Below are 23156 nucleotides of genomic sequence, written 5' to 3'. Positions count from 1 at the left end.
AACCATGGCGGACCTCACGATCCCAGAAGGCGGCTTCTGGCCGGCGCCGGAGATCCCGCAACCCAACATCTATCCCATGGAATGGCGAGTGGAGACGGAGAAACTCGCCGCCATATACGAGAAGTCCAAGCGCGTGCTCTGGAACCCGGCCGACCTTCCCTGGGACGGTTTGAGCCCGGACGACTTCACGCGGGAGCAGCGCCTGGGCATCATGTACTGGTTCGCGGTCCTGGCGAACTTCGACGCCTCGGGGCCCGCGGTCTTCGCCCGGGCCACCATCCAGGCCTTCGAGAAACACGAAGAAGACCCCGTGAGGAAGTGCTTCTTCTCGATCACCCGTGACGAGATGAACCACGAGGAATGTTGCCAGCGCACCATCGCCAAACTCTGGCCGGGCGGCCCGCTCGACTGGACCCCGTCCGACGACCTCGAATCCGCCGCGCACAACAACATCGGCTGGCTCTATCACAACGGCGGTCGCTACTGGACCGGCTACACCTCAGCCGTGGGGAGATATTCGCTGCCGGTCCTGTTCACGAGCTTCATGATGGGGGAGATGGCCGCATCCACCCTGTTCAGGGGCATGGCGTCGGGCACCACGCACCCGGTCTTCAGCGAGATGTTCCAGCGCATCGGCCGCGACGAGTCCCGCCATCTGCAAATCTGCATGACCATCCTGGAGAACGAATGGCCGGGCCTCACGGAGGACACGCGTAGCCTCATCACCCGTCAGCTCAGAGCGGGTTTCGTCTTCCTCAGCATGATTCTCTGGGAACCGCCTGAGGGCTTCTGGGAGCTCCCGCCGTACTTCCTGGGCAACCACCGCGTCCTCATGGACCACGCCAGGGAGGCGGGGCTGGGCGTCCTGTCGTACGACGAGCAGGCGGAGAACTGGCGCGTGGCGATGGCGCGAATCCGCGCGATAGTGGAACGCTGGGGGATCGCCTTCCCGGCCATTCCTGAGCTGGACCTGGAGGGCGTACAGGTCGATTTCATCGACCCGGAGGAAATCATCCCGGTCTTCTGACCCTGGCCGGCCGGCGGCGCCCGGTGCCATTCCTGCCCTAATCGCAGGAGGGCCACCGCTCCTCGGGAGCGACATAACTCCCGCGATGCGGAACGCTGTACACCCATCCCTCCTCACGCAACACGGCAATGGCCCGGCGTACGGTCTCGCGCGCGGCCCCGTATGCACGGACCAGCTCGACCTCGCTCGGAATCAGATGGCACGCCACGAGCTCGCGATTTCTTATCCGCTCCCGGATTTCACCGGCGATATGTCGATAGAACGGCGTCCGCCGCCCCGAGGGGCCGGTCTGCCCCGGGACGTTGACGAACGTTCCCTCTCCTTGCCGCGTGTGGACCAGCCCCTGGTTCCGCAGCACCCGAATCGCCCTGCGCGCGGTGGTGCGCGCGACCTTGAACTCCCGCTGGATCCCCGCCTCGCTGATCACGAGATCTCCAGGGGAGAGCTCGGCCATGATGCGCGCCCTGATGACCTCGCTGATCACGAGATCTCCAGGGGAGAGCTCGGCCATGATGCGCGCCCTGATGACCTCGCTGATCTGCAGATATAGATAGGTGTCACCCTCGCGATTCAGCACGCCTCAAGGGTAATCCAAGGGCCCCGCCAAAGGAGGGGCAATCAAGAACCCTGATTTATGGGCCATTTTTCGGGGTCGGTCACGTATGTGCCCCGATATGGCACCGTGAAGACCCAGCCCTGATCCCGGAGATGCGCGACAGCCTGGCGTACGGTCACCTTTGCGGCGCCATATTGGCGCATCATCACTTTCTCGCCGGGAATTGCCCGGTTGGGGGGAATCTCGCCCCGCTGAATACGTTCGGCGACCTCTCCGGCGATCTTCCGATAAATCGGCATCCTCCTCGGCGACCGCGGCGTGCCCGGCCGCCCGACGAACGTGCCTTCGCCCCGAATCGTGTACGCCAGCCCCTGCTCCCGCAGCTCCCTGGCCACCCGCCGGGCGGTGGTCCGGGCGATCTCGTAGTGCCTCTCGAGGGTGGCCTCACTGGGGACGGGATCGCCGGCGCCGAGCTCACCGCGTTCGATCTGATCGCGAACCAGGTCGGCGACCTGCTTGTATATGGGCACGGGCCCCGCGCGATCCAGCACGCCCGGATTATAGAACAGGCACCGGCCCTGCCTGCGGAAAGACCGCCGAGGCAGTCCCCATTGGCATGGTCATGCCGACGGGGTGCCCGTCAGACGGCGAACGCGTCCATCGCCCATCCCGCTCGACTCCGCGGACGATGAGCCGGTCGCCACCGACAACTCTCACGCGAACACCAGGACCGCCAGGACGGCCCGCGCCAGGACGGCCCGCGCCAGGACGGCCCGCGCCAGGACGGCCCGCGCCAGGACGGCCCGCGCCAGGACGGCCCGCGCCAGGATCGCCCGCGCCAGGATCGCCCGCGCCACGACCGCTCCCGCCTTCGCCACCTGCCCGAACCCGCCGAACAGCACGGCCACCGCCGACGCCAAGTCCGCCGGTCCGCCGACGAGCCCCAGCACAGCCACGTACTGGGGCGCCGGGCCAGACCGCTCGACCGTCCTGCCCGCCACCCATGCGACGCGCCCTAATCCACCTCGACGTCGTCGAGAAGCCGGAGGAGACGGGAGAGTACTCGGAGGCAGGCGGCCACCTCCGCCTCGGTCAGGTCACCACCGACCTGGCGCAGCACCGCCCGCTCACGGTCCATCACGGCGTTGATCGCGGCCCGGCCCTCCCCGGTGAGTCGGACGAGCGAGGACCTCTTGTGTGCCGGATTGCCGACGAACTCCACCAGACCTCGTTCGGCCGCGTCGTTGCTCATGCGCTGTACGAACTGCCGGCTCAGCGCCTGAGCCCGCCCCATCTGGGGAACGGTCATGGGCCCGTGCTCGCGGAGCAGATTGAGCACCGCCCGAACCCCGACCGACAGCCCTTCGATGGGCGCGTCCTGCTCCACCTTGCGCTGGGCACGCCGGTACAGCGGCCCCACGAGGTCGAACACCTCGGTCAGCCGGTCGGTCAGCTCTCCGGACACCTGGGCCGGATCCGTCTCACTCACCCCTTCATGATGACACCTTAGTTGTCATCCTTCTCCAGAAGTGACACCTTGGTTGTCATGAAGGATCTGTTCTGGCTCGACACCGGCACCGGCCGTCCCCTCGTTCTGCTGCACGGCGGCTTCCTCGACCACCGCATGTGGGAGGACCAGATCCCGGCCTTCGCCTCGCGCTACCGGGTCATCGCCCCTGACGCCCGCGGTCACGGCCGCTCCGCCAACGGTACGGAGCCGTACCGGCTGACCGACGACCTGGCCGCGCTGCTACGCCACCTGGACACCGGCCCCGCCGTCCTGGTGGGCGTCTCCATGGGCGCGAGCGTCGCCGTCGACACCGCGCTGGAGCACCCGGACCTGGTCAGCGCCGTGGTGGTCGGTGGTGCCGGAACCAGCGAGCCCTACTTCACCGACCCCTGGACCACCCAGGCCATGACCACCTGGCACTCGGCGATGGCCGCCGGCGATCTGGACGCCTCCGTGGAGGCGTTCACGCTCCTCGGCGCGGGTCCGCACCGCCCTCTCGACGATCTCGATCCCGAGGTCGTTGCCCGCCTGCGACGCATGGCCAGGGGCACCATGGCCAAGCACACCGCCGGCGAGCCCAACCTGCTCATCCCGGTACGCGACACGTGGGAGCGCGTGGCCACGATCGACGTTCCCGTGCTGGCCATCAACGGCGCCGTCGACTCGCCTGACCACATCGGCATGGCCGAACGCCTGACCCGGACCGTCGCGAACGGCCGTACAGCGTCGATCGACCAGGCCGGGCACTATCCCAACATGGAGCGTCCGGACGTCTTCAACAAGATCCTCGCAGACTTCCTGGACGGCCTACCCGCTGACCACCTGGCAACCAGATGAACACAACTGCCCCGCCAGCTTGGCAAGGCGGCCGCAGCCGCGGAGCGCGAAGATGCCATCGTCACCATGCCGTTGCCAATATGACGGCACCTCCACAAATCTCCACGCTCAGCAAACAGACCCTAAATTCACGTATCCCGCCGTAGTTGCAACCAATGCCGGAATTTGGTGCGGACCTGCACAATTTTGGTCCGCTTGTCCCTGCGAGCACAGGATCGAACCACGGACATTCGCGGCACGATGGCAGTCCGTTGTGCTGTCGGCCTTGTGAAGGAGCGCTCTTCCTTGCGCCCCTTGACCGATTGGTCGTCGAATTGCCGAGGTGGAAGAAATGGTGACGGCCATCGCGGTCCTTTTGAAGACGCAGTTCAGAAGGACATCGAGCGCGATGGCCGCAGACACATTCTGATGCCTGCACCACCGGCCGGTGAAGGGTTCACATGACCGGTGGCTCCGACTTTTGTTGTGGAGCCGCGGCGAAAGCCAAAGGCGCTGGCGCCACACCGTTGCCGAACGGACCCCGCGTCCCATCCTCGGGGCGACAAGGCACGCCGAGTCTCGGCGACTGCGGCACACTGAGCCTCGTCCGCAACGCCGACCCCTCGCCCGTCCTGGACCGAGACAGCGGGGGCGGCAGCAGTAAGCAGTGGCCGCAGAGTCCGGGCCTCCCGACCGCGAGAAAGGCGCGGCCGCAAGTCGAGTACGTGTCATCACCACCGCACCAGGCCATGACGACCACATCGAGCGATGACCACCGAATCAAACCGTGGCCGTCACATCCGTGGAAAACGCACCGTGTGTCTTCGCGCGATCCCGGGCGACGCGCCTGCCCAGATCTCAGAGGGAGGAATGGGCTTCACCCGGGATCAGCGGGAGACCATGGCGTGATCCCGCGCTTCCAGGAGGTGCGCGGAACCACGCCATGACGAGTAATGGCCGGCTGACGTCCATAACGGCCTACCCGCGCCATTAGGTTCTCATGGTCGTCCCTTGGAAAACCTCGGTTCGGCGCTATATGCGGGATCATGCCCTTTGCGCATCACAGAAGTTAACTTTCGCTGTGGAGTTGGTTTATAAGACATGAATTGCCCTAAAGGGGGATTCGCCTCCAGGATCCGTCCGCGACGATCAGATGGTCGAGAAGCCGCAACCCCACCGTCCGTGCGGCCTCAAGGATCATGGCCGTGGCCTCGAGGTCCTCCGGGCTCGGGTCGAGTGATCCGCCAGGATGGTTGTGCGCAAGACCGAACATCGCCCCGCCCGAGGTGAGCACTTCCGTGATCAACTCACGTACGGGCATCACCGTGTGATCGCTCCCACCCTCGGTAAGCACCGACCGCTTCAGCACCCGCCCACCGGTGTCGCACACCACCATGACCAACCGCTCCTGCGTCCGGTCGCGCAGCAACGGAGCGCAGGCATGGGCCAGGTCGGACGTGCTGGTGATGCGTTCTCGCTCGGGCCACGCCTGCGCTCGGCGTACGAGATGGAAGGCCGCCGTCACCCGTGCGGCCTTGGCCGGACCGATACCGCGCAAAGTGAGTAACCGATGCGGATCGGAACGCGCGAGGGCGTCGAGATCCCCGCAGTGCTCGATCACCTGGCTGGCCAGGTCGAGGGCGCTCGCCCCGCGGAATCCCGAGCCGAGCAGCACGGCCAGCAGCTCCCGGTCCGCCAGGGCGGCAGCACCGATGGACATGAGCCGCTCGCGCGGCCGATCGCTCTTGGACAGATCTTTGACTCGCATCGGCAACCTCCGCAACCGTTGTACCAACGCCCACCGACAATCTCTGACCTGCACATTCGCCCCGAAGTGGTTCGTGACCGCTTGTCCGTCATGTCCCGCCACCTGCCGGCACGCCCAACAGCGATGGTGTGTACGCAACGTCCCCGGCGGCCATCGCACGCGGGTGGACGTTCAGGTGAGTCCAGCCGGGCTCCTTGGCATGCCTCGTCGATCACCATCGCGCCCAGGCGGTCGTCCGCGTGACGATCTCGTACAGCGACAGCGTCCGGCGGGTCGCCAACAACCACGGGATCGCCTGCACGACCATCCCTCCGACCAGTCCATCCGACGCAGGTGGTGAATGGAGGTGCTCAGAGACCATGTGCAAGAGCGATTCGGCGCGCCTCCCCACGCGGTGCCTCCCCACGCGACGCCTCCCCACGCGGTGGGCGGGTGCGTCAGCTAAGGCCTGGCGTCACGGCGAATCGGCCCCCCCATGCGCCGTGTTAGCGCGACATGAGGAGAGGGCGCCGCCAATCCGCCCGCATGGACCGTGCCACGGTCGGAGGGCAGTCGGGTGCCACTGTCGGAAGGGCAGCCGGGACCCCGCCGTAGCCGGCGTACCCGACTGCGACACCAGCCCCACATACCTCGCGCTCTGGCACCAAGCCCCACCGCCTTCCGCGTGCTCTGGCAGGTTCGCGGCGTGCCGGGCATGCCACAAACTCCGACGAGCGTTCGGCCGATGCCGAGATCGGACCGGAGCATGACCCACACCGGTTTCCTCAGGCGCCCTGACGCAGCACGATCGTGCTGGCGGACGGGAAATTCACGCGTGATGCCAACCCCAGGAAGCACTGGGATCAGCACGGTGGGGCGCGCAACGCCGATGATCTTCCACGCTCATGAGCCGACGCTGGCCCGGCGAGTGCGTGATCGTCGGGCCTGACGAGTCGAGTCGGGCCGGCCCTTCTCCCAGGGGCGGCACAGGTCATCACTGGGTCAGACCGGGAGGCCCCGGTGAGAACGCGCTCACCAAGAGGCCTCCCGCGCCTCCCCGTCTAAACGGGCATGCTGTACGTGACCCGGAAGCGATCGCCCGGAATGACGATGTCGCTGGTCTCGACGGGCCGATCGCCTGCCCAATGGGTACGTTCCACGTGCAGAACGTGCACGCCCGCCGCCAGATCCAGCGCATCGCTCTCCACCGGGCGAGGGATGCGGGTCTGTACGCTTTCGACGATCTCCGTGATCTTTATGCCATGCGCGTACATCCTCGCGACCAGGCTCCGGCGCTCCTCGTCCGTGTGAGGAGCGAACTCCCGTAGCTCATAGGACGTGGCAAGCTGCAGCGGTCTGCCGTCTCCGCGGAAGACATAATGCGTTTTGGTCAGCGTGGCGGACTCCGGCAGCCGTAGCCGCCTGGCGATATCCGGCCCCGCCTCGGCCGGTTCGCTGTGCCAGTCCCACGTCACACGTCTGCCTTGAGATTGCAGATCGGCGGCGAAGGGGGCAGGGTGATCGAGAAACCGCCATCGGTACAGCGGGGTTAGGTCGGGGCGTTCCCTGACGTAATGACCCGAGCCCACGCGGCCTATGATGAGGCCTTCGCCCGCGAGCACACGTAGTGCGTGACGAGCGGCAGTCTCGCCGACCTGATACTTGCGGGTCAGCTGCGCCCGCGAGGGAATCGGCGCGCCGGGGGGAAGGGTGCCGTCGGTGATCTGTCGCCGGATGTCTTCGACGACACGCAGGTAGACCGGATCTGAGGTGGCCACTAGTCCATCCCTGGGGGTTCGTGTGAGGCGTTGCCCCATGTTGCCGTATTCGGCAGGTAACCGACCGTCATCGATGACTGCTGGAGCCCCAACTTTGCGATGGCGGAAAATTATCGGAGAAACCCTGTAACGCAGATGTAAGGGGTGCCGATTCTCCGGTAGAGGTCGTCGATGTGTGTACCCCCGAGCACATATCGGCGACCTCTTCCATGTCCGGCCCCTGGAGCCACGACGCTCCCGGGTAACGAACGCCCTGGTCGGATGCGGTTATTGGGGAAGCTGTGAGGCGTCTCGAACGCAGACTCGGCCGACACCGGCACGTCCGGCCCGCCACCTCCGCAAGCGCCCATCCCCATCCTCACCAGCGACATCCTCAAAGCTCGTGTCCTTACTCTGCCATCCTTACCTCGCGAATCTTCAAGTTACGCAAGTTCAGGTTGGACGTTGTAGGGGCGCATGTGGCTGAGTGCGCATCTCGGTTGCACCTGCCTTGCACCGCAGGGCTTCGGGCGTACGCCTTCGCGGTGCCTGTGCTTCGGGTTGGCTGTACGTCTTCGCGTCTCGCATCCTCGCTTCGCGCCGCCGCATCCGCGCCTAAACGCCCTCGCTTGCCACTGCACGCGCCTTCCGTCACCTTGCCGCTCAACCTCGCCCCCGCATGTTCGCAGCAGTCATCTCATGCCTTGGGATCGAGATGCGGTCCGGGTGCTCGGCGCCCGGCGGTTGTGCTCTGGGGGTTACGGTCTCGCGCTCTGGAGTTACGTAGGTCGCGAGGGCACGGCGTACGGGTATTCCTCCATGATCAGAGCCGGTTCTTTGACGCCATGAGGCAAGTGGTCATCCGGTATCGCCATGGAGTGGCCGTAACCGGGAAGAGTCACCTTCTTCTAACTTGTGACGTCGAAGCCGTTCCGGCGACCTACGACCAGGCCATGCCTCTGGATCGCCGAACAGCACCATGGCTGTCCCGTCGCACGACGGGATGCATCACTTCGAGGGACCTTCATGATCGACATTGGCCGGCTTCTCCCGTCCGATCGGGACGTTTGGGAGGGCTTGTTCCGTGCGTACATCGACTTCTACGAGAGAGTCGAGCCGGACGAGATGTACGACCGGGCATGGCACGAGTTCCAGGCGGACGGCCGGTTGCACGCCCTGGGGGCGCGGCTGGACGGGCGCCTGGTGGGCATCACGCACTTCCTCACCCACGGGAACACCTCGGCGCCCGACACTGACGTCTGCTATCTGCAGGACCTGTTCTCCGCACCGGATGTCCGTGGCAGAGGCGTGGGGCGGGCGTTGATCGAAGCTGTCACGGATTGGGCTCGGGAGCGCGGTTGCTCCCGTGTGTACTGGAACACGCACGAGTCAAACAGCACGGCGCGGCGCCTGTACGACCAAGTGGCCGAGAATCGCGGCTTCATCCGATACCAGATCGAACTGTCGAAGTAGGGATGGATTGCGTGGCGATGTCGTAAGCCGCGACTCGACCTCGTCCGACGTGCTCCGGCACGTCGACACACCTGTCGCCGACATGGCCAGGTACGTGCCCAGCCGACGCGGCCGGGTGCGTGCCCACAAGCCTGCCGGGACCGAGGACGGGGGTCTTTCGGTCGTCCCGGGCGGGCAGAGTCGGATGCGTTGGAGTCCCGCCCCACCGTGGCGTTTGCCGGTTGGGCGGCTGTCCAGCCCGTAACGGTTCATGGGTCGGGTGTCCTTCCGGGCGCCGCTTCGGTAACCGATCGAGCTGCACGCAACGGCCAAGTGGAGTGTGGGCGCGCCCTTGCAGGTGGTGAGGCGTCACTCGCGGATATGCATGTCTCGCCAAACGGTGGTGGTCGCGTGACATCGGCGACAGACGGTCCAGTTGGGTTGGAGGGCTTGGACTCGCCGCCATGCAGGTGGACATGGGTGGGATTAAGGGGATCCGGGGCGGATCGCTGCTGGATCCCCGTTTGCGGTGGTGCGCCGGGGACCCGGATTGAGCCGTATGGTGTGATTGGAGAACGTGGTCGGTGGTGTGGCTGCTGGAGTCGGCTGAGCCGCCAGGCGTCGGGTGGCTGGGGGGCCAGATGCCGGCGAAAGGGGGCAAAAAGCGGTTCCAGGCAGGCAAAGCGGGGTGGCGACGTCCAATGGATTTCTGAATCCAGGTAGCGTTCGCACTATGGCATCGCCAACTGGAACCACCGACGCGCCCTTCGGCCGTATGCTGACCGCGATGGTCACGCCGTTCACTTCCGACGGCGAGGTCGATTATGTGGCTGTGCGACGGCTTGCCACCTATCTGGTGGACGAGCAGCGCAATGACGGCTTGATCGTCAATGGGACGACCGGCGAGTCGCCCACTACTTCGGACGACGAGAAGCAGCGCATCGTCAACGCTGTCCTCGATGCGGTCGGCGATCGCGCGACAGTGGTGGCCGGCGCCGGCACTAACGACACCCGTCACAGCGTCGAACTCGCGAAGCAGGCAGCACGTGCCGGTGCGCACGGCCTGCTGGTGGTGACGCCGTACTACAACAAGCCCCCGCAAGAGGGCCTGTATCGGCACTTCACCGCTGTCGCCGACGCTACCGACCTTCCCGTGATGCTCTATGACATTCCGGGACGCAGCGGCGTACCGATCAAGACGGAGACCCTGATCCGGCTGGCGCAGCACGAGCGCATCGTCGCCGTGAAGGACGCCAAGGGAGACCTGTTCGCCGCCAGCCAGGTGATGACCTCGACGGATCTCGCCTTCTACTCCGGCGACGACCTGCTCAACCTGGCCTGGCTCTCCCTTGGCGCGGCCGGGTTCGTCAGCGTCGTCGGGCACGTGGTGGGTGCCGAGTTGGCGCGTATGATCCACCTGCACAAGAACGGCGACGTCGCCCAGGCCCTGGCCGTAAACAGCCAGGTGGCACCCGTGGTGGACGGGATCATGCTGCGTGCGGGCGGCGCGATCATGGCAAAGGCGGCACTGAGCATGGTGGGGGTGCCGGCCGGTCCGGTGCGGCTGCCGCTCGTGGACGCAACAGAGAAGCAAATCGCCGAGCTGCGTGCTTGCCTGGTGGCCGGCGGGGTGAAGTTGACAGACGTATAGGAACGGGGAGGAACCGGGAGTTTTGAGAACAAGATCTGACCGTGGGGGCCAGGCATGAGCCATCCGCATCCTGAGCTTGGCCCCCCGCCGACGCTGCCTGAAGGCGGCTTGCGCATCGTCGCGCTCGGTGGGTTGGGGGAAATCGGCAGGAACATGGCCGTCTTCGAATATGACGGTCGCCTGCTGGTCGTCGACTGCGGGGTACTGTTCCCCGAGCCCGACCAGCCGGGTGTCGACCTCATCCTGCCTGACTTCGAGTACATCAGGGACCGGCTCGACGACGTCGAGGCCGTGGTGCTGACCCACGCCCACGAAGACCACATCGGGGCGGTGCCGTATCTGCTGCGCGAGCGGCGCGACATCCCGCTCATCGGCTCCAGGCTCACGCTTGCCCTGATCGAGGCCAAGCTGACCGAGCATCGAATCCAACCGACCAAACTCGAGGTCATCGAGGGCGAACGACACGTCTTCGGGCCTTTCGACTGCGAGTTCCTCGCGGTCAATCACTCGATCCCCGACGCTCTGGCCGTCGCGATCAGGACGCCTGCGGGCATCGTCCTGCACACCGGCGACTTCCGGATGGACCAGTTGCCGAGCGACGGCCGCCTCACCGACCTCGGCGGGTTCGCCAGGCTCGGCACCGAGGGCGTCGATCTGCTGATGTCCGACTCCACCAACGCCGAGGTGCCGGGATTCGTCACCAGTGAGCGGGAGATCGCGCCGGTCATCGATGAGGTGATCCGCACCTCCGAGCAACGCGTCATCGTGGCCAGCTTCGCCTCGCACGTGCACCGCATCCAGCAGGTCATGGATGCCGCTGCCAGGCACGGCCGCAAGGTGGCCCTGGTCGGACGGTCGATGGTGCGCAACATGGGAGTGGCCCGTGACCTCGGATATCTCAAGGTGCCGCCGGAGCTGATCGTAGACTCGCGCGACATCGAGGAATGGCCGCCCAAGGATGTGGTGCTCGTCTGCACCGGCTCCCAGGGCGAGCCGATGGCGGCACTGTCCAGAATGGCCAACCGCGATCATCCGATTCGCATCGCCGAGGGCGACACCGTGTTGCTCGCCTCGTCCCTGGTGCCGGGCAACGAGACCGCCGTCAACAAGGTCATCAACGGGCTGACCAGGTGGGGCGCCCGGGTGGTGCACAAGGGCAACGCCAAGGTGCACGTCTCCGGTCACGCGGCCGCCGGCGAGCTCCTGTACGTCCTCAACCTGACGCGTCCGTCGAACTTCATGCCCGTTCACGGTGAGTGGCGTCATCTGCGCGCGCACGCCAAGCTCGCGGCCCTCACCGGCGTTCCCGATGACCACATCGTGATCGCCGAGGACGGCGTTGTGGTGGACCTTGTCGATGGGCGTGCCAAGATCGTCGGCGCGGTCCATGCCGGGTACGTCTATGTCGACGGCTCGTCCGTGGGCGAGATCACCGACACCTCGCTCAAGGACCGCAGGATCCTGGGCGACGAGGGGTTCATCTCCGTGGTCATCGTGGTCGACTCCAACACGGGCAAGCTCACCGCCGGCCCCGAGATCCACGCGCGCGGGTCGGGCATCGACCCCATGCAGTTCGACGAGTTCATTCCGCAGATCGAAAGGGCCCTCCAGGAGAAGGCCGCGGACGGCGTCGTCGACATGCAGGAGATCCGCCGGGTCGTGCGTCGTACGGTGGGGCGCTGGGTCAGCGACACCTATCGCCGTCGCCCGATGATCATCCCTGTGGTGCTCGAAGTCTGAGCCTCCTGACGGTACGGCAGACGTTTTCGTCTGCCGTACCTGTGGATGGGCGTGCGCCGTGGGCTGTCGTACCTGCGGAAGGGCATGCGTATCTGTCTGCCCCACCTGTGGCGGAAGGTCGAAGGCGCGCGCGGTTGGAAGGCCGTATGTACAGGTGGCTTCGTCCGGGCCCCACTTTTGCTGTCGCTGTGCTGTGGCGGTGGTGGCGGCTGTTGTCGTGGTTGCGAGGTGACAGGCAAGGCCACGGGGCCGTCTTGGACGGTCTGGCTGGGCCGTTGTTCGCCAGGCTGTGGTGCGGGGCCGGCGTGCTTGCTGGAGCAGGCGGCTTGCGCCCTGATGCGTGAGGGCATGGCGTCGGAGGAGCGCTGGCATCCAAATCTTGGGAACCGGTCGGGTCCACATGTCAGGCGTCCCTTCGGCGTACCAGCCAGATGGCCGCAAGCAGGGGAACGGCCGCGTACGCGATCATGACCGCGGCGGCTGCCGCGGGAGGCAGGAGCGAGCCGTACACCGAAGTGGTGATGAGGTCGCCGGTGATCTGACGGGGTAGTGCGCCGATCATCAGTGAGCCGAGGCGTTCGCTCCACGGTTCGGGGATGTTGCCGATGATGATGGGGACTACATAGACGAGGCCTGCGATGATCGCCGTCGCGCCTGCCGTGGAGCGCAGGAGCGCGCCGAGCCCCAGGCCGAGCAGCGCGAAAATCGCCACTGTCAGACTGTGCGTGAGCAGGAGTGGTAGCCGGTCTCCGAATGCAGTGGAGTATGCACCGGAGAAGCGGTCGCCGAGCGCGCTTCGAGCCGCGAAATAGGTGCCGAAGACAGCCAGCGCACCGACGATCAGGCCCAGCGTGCCGACAATCGCGGATTTGGCGGCCAGGACGGGCCAGCGACGGGGGACGATGGTCAGGCTCGTCCTGATCAGGCCTGTTACGTATTCGGATGTGATGATCAGGACGCCCAGGATGCCCATGCAGAGCTGGGGAACGATCACGAGGGCCTCCTCCAGGTTGGCGATCCGGGCTCTGCTCTGCTGCTCGGGGGGAGCAGCGTCGTGCGTGCCCGCGGCCATTACGGCGATTGCCAGGCCGAGAAGGACGGTGCTGAGGCTGAGGGCGAGGATCAGGTGGGTCGAGCGGACCGAGCGGATCTTCAGCCATTCGGAGGTGAGGATGTTCATGTGCGTACCGGGGCGTAGCCGAGCGGTCTCATCCATGGATTCGTTCTCGTGGTTGCTTTCACGGCAGGCGGTCGTGGGCAGTTGTCGCCGGCCCGGGTGGCTGGGCCAGAGGCAGGCTGAGTGGATGGGCGGGGGTTCATGTGGGCGGCCGGGACATGCTGGTGCAGGTGGTCCACTTCGAGTGAGGTGACGCACGCGCGGGTGTGATCCCCCAAAGCGCGGGGGTTGGGGTGGGCGGGTGGAGGACTGGTGTGGGGCTGCGGGGTTGGAATGGGGAAGGTCACGCGTCTTTCCGCTTGAACTCGTAGTAGCCGATGGTGAGGGCGACGATCGGGTAGGCGAGGAGCACGGCGAGCGCGGCCCAGGGAGGCAGGAGGCCGTCGCCGAGGCGGGACGACAGTCGCTGATCCGCTATCTGCGGAACGAGGTTCGGCAGAAGAAGTGTGGCGATGCGCGTGTTCCACGGCGGAGGCAGGTAGTTGACCACGCCGGGCAGCACGAACAGCATGGCCACGACCGACACGATGGCTCCCGCTGTGGACCGGATGGCCGCGCCGAGGCCGAGACCTACCAGGGCCAGGGCGGTCACCGAGAGGCCGGACGCGAACAGCATCGGCAGGTCGTCGGCGAATGAGGTCTCGTTGAAGCCGAGGTGACGATCGTTCGCGATCAGGCGGCTCGTGGCATAAGTGAGCAGGAGGGTCGAATTGGCGGCCACGAACGTGGCCAGGCCGACGATGCCTGCTTTGGCCAGGAGTAAGGTGCTGCGTTTCGGGACGGCGACGAGACTGGTGCGGATCATGCCCGTGGCGTATTCGGAAGTGATCGCCAGCACGCCGAGCACTGCCAGGCTGATCTGGACCAGCGGCAGGAAACCCTCCTCGGGGGCGGCTGCGCGGAGCGTGCCGCGCTCGTCGGCGAGGCTGCTCACGTAGAACGTCCAGATGACGCCCAGGACCACCATCAGGGCTGCGATGCCGATCGCGTGATGGGTCGCTCTCACCGAGCGGAGCTTCAGCCATTCGGAGGAAAGGACCGTCTTCATCGGGCCGCTCCATATTGGACACTGTCGGCGGTCAAGGCCATATAGGCGTCTTCGAGCGATGGGTAGCGCGTTGTCAGCTCTGCGACGGTGGCCTCGGCGACGAGCCTGCCGCGGCCGACGATGACGATGCGCTCGGCGGTGAGAGCCATCTCGCTCATGAGATGGCTGGAGAGCAGGATGGTCCTGCCCTCGGCGGCCAGCGAACGCATCAGATCGCGGATCCAGCGCACGCCGTCGGGATCAAGGCCGTTGACCGGTTCGTCGAACATCAGCACGCCCGGATCACCGAGCAGTGCGGACGCGATGCCGAGCCGCTGTTTCATGCCGAGGGAGAAGCCGCCTACGCGCTTGCGCGCCACGCCCGAAAGTCCGACCTGCTCGAGGACCTCGGCCACGCGTATCGCGCCGATGCCGTTGGTGCGGGCCAGGCAGAGAAGGTGGTTGTAGGCGCTGCGTCCACCGTGGACGGCGCCGGCGTCCAGGAGGGCCCCGACCTCGTGCATGGGCCTTCTCAACGCGGTGTATCGACGCCCGTTGACGAGGGCCTGGCCGGATGTCGGGGCGTCGAGCCCGAGGATCAGGCGCATCGTGGTGGACTTGCCGGCGCCGTTGGGCCCCAGGAAGCCGGTCACGTGGCCGGGCTGGACCATGAAGGACAGGTCGTCCACGGCGAGCGTGCCGCCGTAGCGCTTGGTGAGGTGTTGGAGTTCGATCACGCGGTAAAGGATGCGGGACGGTGGGTGGCCGGCGCGTCGGACCACGGTTCGAACCTCAAGGTCAGACCGTGGGTTGACGTGGGCACGCGGGTTCAGCGGCTACGGTTCAACGCGTGGACGACACGCACCCCTTCTTCGCCAGGCGCCTGAGCCGGCATCAGCTGATCATGTTCGATGCGCTGGTGGGGTTGTTCTTGGGGTTCACCTTGTTCACGGTGACACTTCACGCCACGGCCATGCCTCCGTGGATGCGGATCGCCCTTCCCTTCGCACTGGGGCTGCCGCTGGCCCTGCGCAGGCTGTGGCCTCTGCCGGTCTTCTGCTTCACCCTGGTGCTCGCCGTCTATGCCGTGCTGGTGGACACCGTGGGATTCGCTTACCTCGCGCCTTCGTACGCCCTCTATGTCGTTGCTCTGTCCGACGGGCGCGGTCCGGCGATCCCTACGTCGGCCATCGCGGCGGTCAGCTTGGCCGCTGTCCTGGGCCTGACCATGGCGGGCGCGCCGCAAGGCACAGCTCCGAACTGGCTGTTGCACCTCGACCAGCCGCTCTTGGGCATCGGGGCACTGGGAGGGGCATGGACGATCGGCCGCGCCGTGCAGGAGCGCAGATTTTTCGCGGCTCGTGACGCCGAGCGGCTGGCGGCGCAGGCTGTGACGGAGGAGCGGTTAAGGATTGCTCGCGAGCTGCATGATGTCGTCACGCATAACGTGGGGCTGATCGCTGTCAAGGCGGGCGTCGCCAATCACGTCCTGGCGACCAAGCCGGAAGAGGCGCACGACGCTTTGCGCGTGATCGAGACCGCCAGCCGAAGTGCGCTTGTCGAAATGCGACACCTGCTCGGTGTGCTGCGGTCCACTGCGGTGCCCGACCTGGTGCCCGCGCCCGGCCTGGCGGGAATCCGGGGCTTGGCGGGACAGGCTCGGCTGGCGGGGGTCGACGTTGAGCTCGAGCTCCGCATTGAGGCCGGTGACGAGGAAGGGCTACGCGAAGGGCCAGAGGAGTGGAAACGGCTGCCTGAGGGCGTGGCGCTCTCGGTTTATCGCATTGTGCAGGAGGCGCTGACCAATGTTGTGAAACATGCCGCGCCCGCGCGCTGCCGGGTGTCCGTGGTCGCTGACAGCAAGAATGTACGGATCGAGGTGACCGATGATGGGCCGGGGCGGCGTACTTTGCCCTCAGCCGGTGCCGGGCATGGGCTTATTGGGATGCGGGAACGGGTCATGATGTACGGTGGCTCGTTTGAAGCCGGGAGCCTTCCGGGGCGGGGGTTTCGAGTATTCGCGAAATTGCCCTATGAGGAGGTCAAGTGATCCGAGTGGTCATTGCCGACGATCAGGCGTTGCTCAGGGGTAGTTTCCGGGTGTTGGTCGACTCCGAGCCTGACCTGGAGGTGGTCGGAGAGGCTGCGACCGGGGCTGAAGCGGTTGCCGTGGCGTTGGAGGAGCGTCCGGATGTGGTTCTTATGGACGTACGGATGCCGGAAATGGATGGGATTGAGGCTACTCGGCGTATCAAGGACGTTGCTCGGGTTTTGGTTGTGACGATGTTCGATCTGGATGCTTATGTTTACGATGCGCTTCGGGCTGGGGCGAGTGGGTTTCTGCTGAAGGATACGCCGCCTGCGGATTTGCTTGCTGCTGTTCGGGTGGTGGCGGGTGGGGAGGCGCTGCTGGCTCCTACGGTTACCCGCAGGCTGATCGAGGAGTTCACGCGTACGCCCGTACTGCCTCGGGTGAAGGGGCTCGAGGGGGTTACGGAGCGGGAGCGGGAAGTGCTGATGTTGATTGCGCGAGGGTTGTCGAATGGTGAGATCGCTGCTTATTTGCAGGTGAGTTTGGCTACGGTTAAGACACATATCACGCGGTTGCTGGCTAAGCTGGAGGCTCGGGATCGGGCGCAGCTTGTTATTGTGGCGTATGAGAGTGGGTTGGTTTCGGCTGCCGGATGAGATTGTCGCCGGTGGTGCGGTTAGGATGATGGTGCTGCGGTGTTGGTGTTGTGGGTTCTGCGGTGGAAGTGGCGGATTTCGGTAATAGCGGCAAAGCGGTCGTAGTGTGGTGATCGCGATTGTGGTTGTGCCAGGGTGATGTGTCGGGCATATTTCTTGGATGATTGCTTGATCGATTGTTTGGGTTGTTGGCCTGGCTTGCTTGGCTTGACTTGCGTGGGCGTGAGCATGTGATTATGTTGGGGATGCTGGGTGTGAGTGCTGAAATTTGAGTTGAATGGGATTAGGTGGCTCTTGCGAGCCATTCCAGATGTGCGCCGCCGAAAGGGCCTTTTCTCTCTCCGACTGCGTCCAGTAGCCAGTGTGCGGTTTCTTCTGCTCGTGTGATTAATTCAGGTGGATAATTAAGCAGGAGTTGGTGTTCGGCGAATTCGTCTTCGTCGTCGAGGATCAGGCGCCCGTTCCTCAGGCGGATCACGTCCAGGTCCAGGTCGAGCATGGTGACCTCGTCGTCCTTCCATTCGGGAACGGTGGTGACGTCGACGTAGATCTCGCTTTTGTGGGGTGGCATGTTGAAGGATGCGGTCCACCAGGCGTCCCGGGGGAACAACATGATCGCGGTTGACTCCCACGTGACAGGCGGGCCTTCGCCCTTGCGGGCGACTGTTCCTCCTGGGATTTCCGCCCAGACGCCGTGCTCATCCTCGCCAAGTAGGCGGCCGGGGTGGTTCCAGTGCAATGCGCCGCCGTACTTTCGAAAGACGATTCGCACATCAGTCATGTGATGAACCTATCCGTGTCGGACGGTATGCACACGAAGGGCTGGTGATGGGGGTGCGGATCGAATGGGGGCCTGAGGCGGACCAGCGGAGGTGCGCGTGGAGGAGACGTGAGGGCTCTTGGGATGGCGGGTTGGTGAGGTGGCGCCATCCCGGCCGCTTCTCTGGCGGAGGTGGTGGTGGGGGGCTGACTGGTTTTGGTGTGGGCCAGCGATTCGCGCTTTTGGATTGCTGATGCCGGTGAGGTCGTGTGGGAAGAGGCGGTAGTGCGGGAGAGGTCGTGTGGCGAGATGGCGGTGGTGCAGGTGAGGTGGTGCGCCGAGAGGGCGGTGGTGCGAGGGCGGCTTCATGCGGTGGGGGGTGGTGCGCGGGCGGCTTTTATGTGGTGGGGGATCAACCAGCTCCAGCCACCCGGCGCGCCGCCGATGGCGACGTGGTGTTGAGGCGGGTGGGCTTCGGCTGTATCCGGTTGGCCCCGGGCTGGTGTGATGTGAGGTCGAGTTTGCGTGGGTGAGATGTCGGGTCGTTGGGCGTGGTGGGCTCGGTTGAGAGGGTGCTACGTGGGATTTGGGTCGGGGGCCATGGCGGGGAGGAGGTTATTGGTAGAGGCGGAGCGCTTGGGAGAGGGCTGCCAGGCGTTGGAGAGAGGCCAGGCCTGCGTGGTACAGGTGGAACTCTGACGCTCCTGCCTTGGCGTACGTTCTGAGCTGGTCGGCCAGGGTGTCGGGGTTGGCCGGGCGGGGTGGGAGGGCTAGGACGTAGGCGCCTACTCGCTGGCCTGGCGTGGAGAGCTCCTTCAGGCGGGTGAGGCGGATGGCGTCGGTGGCGGGGTCGCCCCAGCAGTTGGCGACCAGGACGTCTGCTGCCGGTTCGCCTGAGGGGAGAGGGGCGAAGGCACCGGTGGCCCAGGGGTCCGGGTTGGCGTGCAGGGTGATGGGAACCTCGGGGGCGGTGCTGCGGGCGGTGGCGATAAGGCGTTGACGGAGAGCGGTTGACAGGGTGACGCGGATGGTGCGTACCTCGTCGGCCAATGTGCCGAGGGCGTCCTCGATGGTGCTGGGGGCCTGGTCGGTGGTGTTGGCAGCGTGGTCGGCGGTGTTGAGTGCCTGGTTGGTGGTGTGTGGAGTGTGGTCGGTGGTGTCCCGAGCTTGGTTGGTGGCGCGGTCTATGGCGGTGCGGACTGCGGTCTTTGTCTCTTCGGGATAGCGGGGGGCGCAACTCGCGCAGAAGCACAGAGAGAGAAGGTCGTTGTCCACGGGGGTCCAGTCAGCGCCGGATGTCTTCTCGTGGACGCTCTGGTGGCCGAAGCCCATCGGGCCGCAGGCCTCCAGGATCAGGCCGTCCGGCTCGCCGACCTCCAGGATCTCCTGGACCAGGTGTTCGCAGTACTCGATGACGTCCTCTTGGGCCGGGCAGAGGGCATAGGGGTACGGGTCGCCGAAGGCGTTGCGTACGGCCAGGTCGGGGTTGGCTTTGCCCAGGTGGGAGTTGTGGGTGAGGACGGTCCAGGCGTGTACCTGGAGGCCTGCGGCCTTCAGGGCATCCCTGGCCTGGAGGTAGGCGTCGGCGGGGGTCCACGTGGGGGTGGCCGGGACCAGGCGGGACCAGGAAGACGGGCGGATCGGGAGGTAGAAGGCCGGATATGGAACATCCAGTACGCGGTGGGCGGGGTGGTACGGCGTGGCCGCCCTCGTCGAGTGGTAGCTGGCTGCCAGGGCGACCGCTTGGACGCCGAGGTCTGCCAGACGGCTGGGGGCTGACGGGTCCCCGACCACGTCCCACGGGTAGAGGTAGGCGACGTTCACCAGCGGTTCTCCTTGAGGATGTTCATCAGTGGGTCTCATTGCCGATGTTTATCGGGTGTTCGGTCTGTTTGCCGGAGCTCATCGGAGGTCTGGTTCCCCCGGCCGGCTTTCTTCGTTGGTGGTTTTGGTGGGTGGTCTCGGCGGGTGGCCCGTTGGACGGTCTCGGTGGGCGGTTCGCTGGATGGTCTCGGATCAGCCCTTCGGCGGAAGGGTCTTCCCCCTGCTGGTGTTCGTAAGGGTGGTGCGTCTCGGTGGGTGCGTCAGTGGGGTTCGCTCGGGGGCTGGTTGTGAGGGTTCGCGAGGGGGGCTGCTTGTCGGGGACTGCCCGGGTATGCGAGTGGGGATGCGCGGGCAGGGTCCGGTTGCGAGGCGCTCCGAGCGGGTCCGGCTGCGAGGACTCACCAGTGGGCTCCGCTTGCCGGGGTTTGCCAGCAGGGTTTGCGAGCGGTCCGCTTGCGGGGGTTTGCGAGCGGGGTCTGCTTGCGGGGGTTCGCCTGGGGGTGCTTCTCGCAGGGCCCAGTGAGGGTGGTTCGGGAGAGGTCACCAGCGGGGTCTGCTTGCTGAGAAGGAGGGGTCGATGCGTCGCATGTACGAAGTGTCGTCGCGGGCTGTGATCCCGCACCTCTCGTACTGCTCGTTCATCACCGCCAGCATGTCCCGGTCCAGTTCCACCCCCAGACCGGGGCCGGTGGGGACCGGTACGGCGCCGTTCACGAAGCGGAGGGCGCCGGGGAGGATCACGTCCTGGCCGTCCTGCCAGGGGGTGTGCGTGTCACAGGCGAACGTGAGGTTCGGCGTGGCGGCGGCCAGGTGCGTCATGGCCGCCAGGCTGATCCCGAGATGGGAGTTGGAGTGCATCGACATGGCCAGGCCGAAAGCGTCGCACATGGCGGCGATGTGCGAGGAGCGTACGAGGCCGCCCCAATAGTGGTGGTCCAGGAGGAGTACGCCGATCGCATGGGACGCTATGGCGGGGGAGAGGTGCTCCGGGGTGACCACGCACATGTTCGTGGCCAGGGGCATGGGGACGGCGGCGGCCACCTCGGCCATGCCGGGGATGCCGGCGGTCGGGTCCTCCAGGTATTGGAGGGCTCCGTCGAGTTCCTGGCCGACGCGGATCGAGGTCTCCACCGACCAGGCGGCGTTGGGGTCGAGGCGGAGCGGTACGTCGGGGAACGCCTCGTGCAGCGCGCGGATCGCGGCCATCTCCTGGTCAGGGGGGAAGACGCCACCCTTGAGCTTGATGGACCTGAAGCCGTACTCCTTGATGAGCAGCCCCGCCTGATCGACGATGCCGGCCTCGTCCAGCGCGGCGCCGAACCGGTCCGGCTCCTCGCCGGGATGGCCTGCCCACTTGTAGAAGAGGTACGCGCTGTACGGCACCGCGTCCCGGACCTTGCCTCCCAAGAGGTCCGACACCGGGACACCGGCGGCCTTGCCGCGAATGTCCAGGCAAGCCACCTCGAACGGGGAGAAGATGCGGTCGATGCTCTTCTCCGTCGTGGTGACGCCGGTCAGGCCGTGCAGGTCGGTCACCGCTTCGCCGATGATCGCGCCGATCCGGGCGTACATCGTGTTCAGGGCATGAACGTCGAGGCCGATCAGCGCCTGCGCGCACTCGCGCACCTTGCCGAGATGATCGAGGTCACCGTAGGTCTCGCCCAACCCGGTCAGACCTTCGTCGGTGACGACCTCGACAATGGTACGGAGAGCCCACGGCTCGTGGACTCCGGCGGCGTTCAAGAGGGGCGGATCCCGGAAGGCAACGGGAGTTACGTGGATCTGCCTGATGATCATCTCGCCGTCCATATATGTGAACAATAGCCAGATTTGTGGACAAGTTGCCGCAACTGTAAGAATCAGGCTGAAGAAGTGTCAAGACTCCGAAGGGCCATTCGATGATCTACGGACACGACCCCAGGACAGGCGGAACCGTGGGCGCCGCCCTGCCCGAGACCGACAGCGCCGGGGTCGACATGATCGTTTCTGCTGCGGCCGCCGCCGGAGCGGCCTGGCGGGCGACCTCGGCGGCCGAGCGGGCCGTCGCGCTGGAGGCCGTCGCCGACGCGCTCGCCGCACACGTGGACGAGCTGTGGCAGCTCGCCGACGAGGAGACCGCGCTCGGCGAGGTACGGCTGCGCGGCGAGGTGGCGCGTACGGCGGGGCAGTTCAGGCTCTTCGCCGACGTGATCAGGGATGGTGGCTACCTGGAGGCCATCATCGATCATGCCGATCCTTCGCTCACGCCGCCCCGGCCGGACGTGCGGCGGATGAAGCACCCGCTGAAGGGCGTCGTGGCCGTGTTCGCGGCCAGCAACTTCCCGTTCGCGTTCTCGGTGGCCGGGGGTGACACCGCCTCCGCGCTGGCCGCCGGGTGCCCCGTCGTCGTGAAGGCGCACCCCGGGCATCCGAACACGTCCGAGCGGGTCGCGAAGATCGTACGGGAGGCGCTGCCGAACCCCGACCTGCTGGGCCTGGTTCAGGGCATGCAGGCCGGTATCGATCTCGTGCAGCACCCCGGCGTGGTCGCCGCCGGGTTCACCGGGTCAGTGGCCGGTGGGAAGGCGATCCAGAAGCTGATCGACGAGCGGGAGGTGCCGATCCCGTTCTTCGGCGAGCTCGGTAGCGTCAATCCCGTGGTCGTGCTGCCGTCGGCGCCGGTCAAGGAGGTGGCCACGGGGTTCGCCGGGTCGCTGACGATGGGGGTCGGGCAGTTCTGCACGAATCCGGGGCTCGTGTTCGTGCCCGAGGGTGACGAGCTGCGCAACGCGCTCGTGGAGGCCGTCGGGGGCACCACCGGCGGGCCCATGCTGGCCGAACGGATCCGGGACGGATACCTCGGGGGCATCGAGCGGCTGGGCGAGCTGGACCTGCTGGCCGAGGGCAAGCCGGGGGAGGGCAGCTGGGCGGTCACGCCCAAGGTGTTCACCGCCGATCTCGACACGTTCGCGGCCAAGCTGCCGCACATCGGCGAGGAGTGCTTCGGTCCGGCGTCGATCGTGGTGACTTATCGCGAAATTTCGGACCTGCAGCCGGTGCTTGAGCGGCTCGACGGGTCGTTGACCGCGACCCTGCACGGCACGGACGCGGATGAGGCCACTGAGCTCGTCGACGTCCTGGAGCGGAAGGCCGGGCGGCTCATCTGGAACGGGTGGCCGACCGGGGTCGCGGTGTGCTGGGCCATGCATCATGGCGGTCCGTGGCCTGCCGCCACGACGTCCTACACGTCTGTGGGGGCCACGGCGATCGGTCGGTGGCTGGCGCCCACGGCTTACCAGGACTGGCCGGAGGCGCTGCTGCCGGATGAGCTCAAGGAGGGCAACCCGCTGTCCATCCCGCGGAGGGTGGATGGTCGCCTGAGCTGAGCTGAGCTGAGCTGGGCGGAGTTCGGCTGGGCGGAGTTCGGCTGGGCGGAACTGCCCTG

The 23156-nt window shown here is 66.2% G+C and carries 20 protein-coding genes and 1 pseudogene; 8 read left to right on the top strand and 13 right to left on the bottom strand.

The features are described from left to right. Positions 1-4 precede the first annotated feature (4 nt). Positions 5-1027 carry a hypothetical protein gene (locus ACTWPW_RS09800; RefSeq protein ID WP_375115837.1) on the top strand — a complete coding sequence of 341 codons (1023 nt, stop codon included), beginning with the start codon at positions 5-7 and terminating at the stop codon, positions 1025-1027. 37 nt (positions 1028-1064) lie between these two features. Here the strand turns inward: ACTWPW_RS09800 and ACTWPW_RS09795 are convergent, their stop codons facing one another. From ACTWPW_RS09795 to ACTWPW_RS09780, 4 genes are all read right to left on the bottom strand, one after another. After that, positions 1065-1604: a GntR family transcriptional regulator gene (locus tag ACTWPW_RS09795; RefSeq protein ID WP_443168490.1), complete on the bottom strand. Its 540-nt coding sequence runs from the start codon at positions 1602-1604 to the stop codon at positions 1065-1067. 41 nt (positions 1605-1645) lie between these two features. Next, positions 1646-2134: a GntR family transcriptional regulator gene (locus ACTWPW_RS09790; protein ID WP_364128162.1), complete on the bottom strand. Its 489-nt coding sequence runs from the start codon at positions 2132-2134 to the stop codon at positions 1646-1648. Positions 2135-2296: 162 nt separating this feature from the next. Beyond that, positions 2297-2584, bottom strand: a complete 288-nt coding sequence (locus tag ACTWPW_RS09785; protein ID WP_443168489.1) for a pentapeptide repeat-containing protein — start codon at positions 2582-2584, stop codon at positions 2297-2299. A 14-nt stretch (positions 2585-2598) separates the two neighbouring features. Further along, a complete protein-coding gene (locus ACTWPW_RS09780) occupies positions 2599-3072 on the bottom strand; it encodes a MarR family winged helix-turn-helix transcriptional regulator (RefSeq protein WP_375115841.1) in 474 nt (157 codons plus the stop codon). A gap of 57 nt (positions 3073-3129) precedes the next feature. On the opposite strand from ACTWPW_RS09780, the gene ACTWPW_RS09775 reads away from it, so the two are divergent. Next, positions 3130-3930 (top strand): alpha/beta fold hydrolase, encoded by an 801-nt coding sequence (locus ACTWPW_RS09775; RefSeq protein WP_375115842.1) that lies wholly within the window; start codon positions 3130-3132, stop codon positions 3928-3930. Between the two features lie 1090 nt (positions 3931-5020). Here the strand turns inward: ACTWPW_RS09775 and ACTWPW_RS09770 are convergent. Both ACTWPW_RS09770 and ACTWPW_RS09765 read right to left on the bottom strand, forming a co-directional pair. Continuing rightward, on the bottom strand, positions 5021-5677 hold the full coding sequence (locus tag ACTWPW_RS09770; RefSeq protein ID WP_375115944.1) for a JAB domain-containing protein: 657 nt from the start codon (positions 5675-5677) through the stop codon (positions 5021-5023). A gap of 1040 nt (positions 5678-6717) precedes the next feature. Next, positions 6718-7434, bottom strand: coding sequence for a GntR family transcriptional regulator (locus tag ACTWPW_RS09765; RefSeq protein ID WP_375115843.1), 717 nt, complete (start codon positions 7432-7434; stop codon positions 6718-6720). 1005 nt (positions 7435-8439) lie between these two features. On the opposite strand from ACTWPW_RS09765, the gene ACTWPW_RS09760 reads away from it, so the two are divergent. The 3 genes from ACTWPW_RS09760 (at position 8440) to ACTWPW_RS09750 (ending at position 12256) form a co-directional block, all read left to right on the top strand. Then, complete coding sequence (locus ACTWPW_RS09760) at positions 8440-8886, top strand: GNAT family N-acetyltransferase (protein ID WP_375115844.1); 447 nt, start codon at positions 8440-8442, stop codon at positions 8884-8886. A 712-nt stretch (positions 8887-9598) separates the two neighbouring features. Next, on the top strand, positions 9599-10516 hold the full coding sequence (dapA, locus tag ACTWPW_RS09755) for a 4-hydroxy-tetrahydrodipicolinate synthase (RefSeq protein ID WP_443168488.1): 918 nt from the start codon (positions 9599-9601) through the stop codon (positions 10514-10516). Positions 10517-10570: 54 nt separating this feature from the next. Beyond that, positions 10571-12256, top strand: coding sequence for a ribonuclease J (locus tag ACTWPW_RS09750; RefSeq protein WP_375115846.1), 1686 nt, complete (start codon positions 10571-10573; stop codon positions 12254-12256). 403 nt (positions 12257-12659) lie between these two features. Here the strand turns inward: ACTWPW_RS09750 and ACTWPW_RS09745 are convergent, their stop codons facing one another. The 3 genes and pseudogenes from ACTWPW_RS09745 to ACTWPW_RS09735 form a co-directional block, all read right to left on the bottom strand. Further along, a complete protein-coding gene (locus ACTWPW_RS09745; RefSeq protein WP_443168487.1) occupies positions 12660-13436 on the bottom strand; it encodes an ABC transporter permease subunit in 777 nt (258 codons plus the stop codon). 280 nt (positions 13437-13716) lie between these two features. Further along, positions 13717-14481, bottom strand: coding sequence for an ABC transporter permease subunit (locus ACTWPW_RS09740; protein WP_375115848.1), 765 nt, complete (start codon positions 14479-14481; stop codon positions 13717-13719). 62 nt (positions 14482-14543) lie between these two features. Beyond that, positions 14544-15197 (bottom strand): annotated as a pseudogene (locus ACTWPW_RS09735) (ABC transporter ATP-binding protein); the annotation flags it as partial. Between the two features lie 113 nt (positions 15198-15310). On the opposite strand from ACTWPW_RS09735, the gene ACTWPW_RS09730 reads away from it, so the two are divergent. Both ACTWPW_RS09730 and ACTWPW_RS09725 read left to right on the top strand, forming a co-directional pair. Then, on the top strand, positions 15311-16510 hold the full coding sequence (locus tag ACTWPW_RS09730) for a sensor histidine kinase (protein ID WP_443168486.1): 1200 nt from the start codon (positions 15311-15313) through the stop codon (positions 16508-16510). Beyond that, positions 16507-17148 carry a response regulator gene (locus ACTWPW_RS09725; protein ID WP_375115850.1) on the top strand — a complete coding sequence of 214 codons (642 nt, stop codon included), beginning with the start codon at positions 16507-16509 and terminating at the stop codon, positions 17146-17148. The genes ACTWPW_RS09730 and ACTWPW_RS09725 overlap by 4 nt, the downstream gene beginning before the upstream one ends. A gap of 20 nt (positions 17149-17168) precedes the next feature. Here ACTWPW_RS09725 and ACTWPW_RS09720 read toward each other — a convergent pair whose 3' ends face one another. From ACTWPW_RS09720 to ACTWPW_RS09705, 4 genes are all read right to left on the bottom strand, one after another. Further along, the gene (locus ACTWPW_RS09720; RefSeq protein WP_443168485.1) at positions 17169-17378 is read right to left on the bottom strand and encodes a hypothetical protein; all 210 of its coding nucleotides are present in this window, start codon (positions 17376-17378) and stop codon (positions 17169-17171) included. A gap of 53 nt (positions 17379-17431) precedes the next feature. Next, positions 17432-17929 carry a DUF402 domain-containing protein gene (locus ACTWPW_RS09715; RefSeq protein ID WP_375115851.1) on the bottom strand — a complete coding sequence of 166 codons (498 nt, stop codon included), beginning with the start codon at positions 17927-17929 and terminating at the stop codon, positions 17432-17434. 594 nt (positions 17930-18523) lie between these two features. After that, positions 18524-19732: a hypothetical protein gene (locus ACTWPW_RS09710; protein WP_375115852.1), complete on the bottom strand. Its 1209-nt coding sequence runs from the start codon at positions 19730-19732 to the stop codon at positions 18524-18526. Between the two features lie 540 nt (positions 19733-20272). Further along, complete coding sequence (locus tag ACTWPW_RS09705) at positions 20273-21541, bottom strand: glucarate dehydratase family protein (protein WP_443168484.1); 1269 nt, start codon at positions 21539-21541, stop codon at positions 20273-20275. Positions 21542-21630: 89 nt separating this feature from the next. Here ACTWPW_RS09705 and ACTWPW_RS09700 point away from each other — a divergent pair, with 89 nt between their 5' ends. Beyond that, positions 21631-23097, top strand: a complete 1467-nt coding sequence (locus ACTWPW_RS09700) for an aldehyde dehydrogenase (NADP(+)) (protein WP_443168483.1) — start codon at positions 21631-21633, stop codon at positions 23095-23097. Positions 23098-23156: the final 59 nt, after the last annotated feature.

Origin of the sequence: Nonomuraea sp. KM90 (assembly GCF_052246675.1) — a bacterium.
In the GTDB taxonomy this organism is placed as follows: Bacteria; Actinomycetota; Actinomycetes; order Streptosporangiales; family Streptosporangiaceae; genus Nonomuraea.
The sequence above is the reverse complement of the archived record's forward strand: the minus strand, read 5'-3'. Positions and strand labels throughout refer to the sequence as shown.

Bases quoted from the DNA above. Each gene is read 5' to 3' on its own strand.
- ACTWPW_RS09745 (WP_443168487.1), bottom strand. From the start codon at position 13,436: ATGAACATCCTCACCTCCGAATGGCTGAAGATCCGCTCGGTCCGCTCG.
- ACTWPW_RS09760 (WP_375115844.1), top strand. From the start codon at position 8,440: ATGATCGACATTGGCCGGCTTCTCCCGTCCGATCGGGACGTTTGGGAG.
- ACTWPW_RS09740 (WP_375115848.1), bottom strand. From the start codon at position 14,481: ATGAAGACGGTCCTTTCCTCCGAATGGCTGAAGCTCCGCTCGGTGAGA.
- ACTWPW_RS09800 (WP_375115837.1), top strand. From the start codon at position 5: ATGGCGGACCTCACGATCCCAGAAGGCGGCTTCTGGCCGGCGCCGGAG.
- ACTWPW_RS09700 (WP_443168483.1), top strand. From the start codon at position 21,631: ATGATCTACGGACACGACCCCAGGACAGGCGGAACCGTGGGCGCCGCC.
- ACTWPW_RS09715 (WP_375115851.1), bottom strand. From the start codon at position 17,929: ATGACTGATGTGCGAATCGTCTTTCGAAAGTACGGCGGCGCATTGCAC.
- dapA (WP_443168488.1), top strand. From the start codon at position 9,599: ATGGCATCGCCAACTGGAACCACCGACGCGCCCTTCGGCCGTATGCTG.
- ACTWPW_RS09705 (WP_443168484.1), bottom strand. From the start codon at position 21,541: ATGGACGGCGAGATGATCATCAGGCAGATCCACGTAACTCCCGTTGCC.
- ACTWPW_RS09750 (WP_375115846.1), top strand. From the start codon at position 10,571: ATGAGCCATCCGCATCCTGAGCTTGGCCCCCCGCCGACGCTGCCTGAA.
- ACTWPW_RS09720 (WP_443168485.1), bottom strand. From the start codon at position 17,378: ATGCTCACGCCCACGCAAGTCAAGCCAAGCAAGCCAGGCCAACAACCC.
- ACTWPW_RS09775 (WP_375115842.1), top strand. From the start codon at position 3,130: ATGAAGGATCTGTTCTGGCTCGACACCGGCACCGGCCGTCCCCTCGTT.
- ACTWPW_RS09770 (WP_375115944.1), bottom strand. From the start codon at position 5,677: ATGCGAGTCAAAGATCTGTCCAAGAGCGATCGGCCGCGCGAGCGGCTC.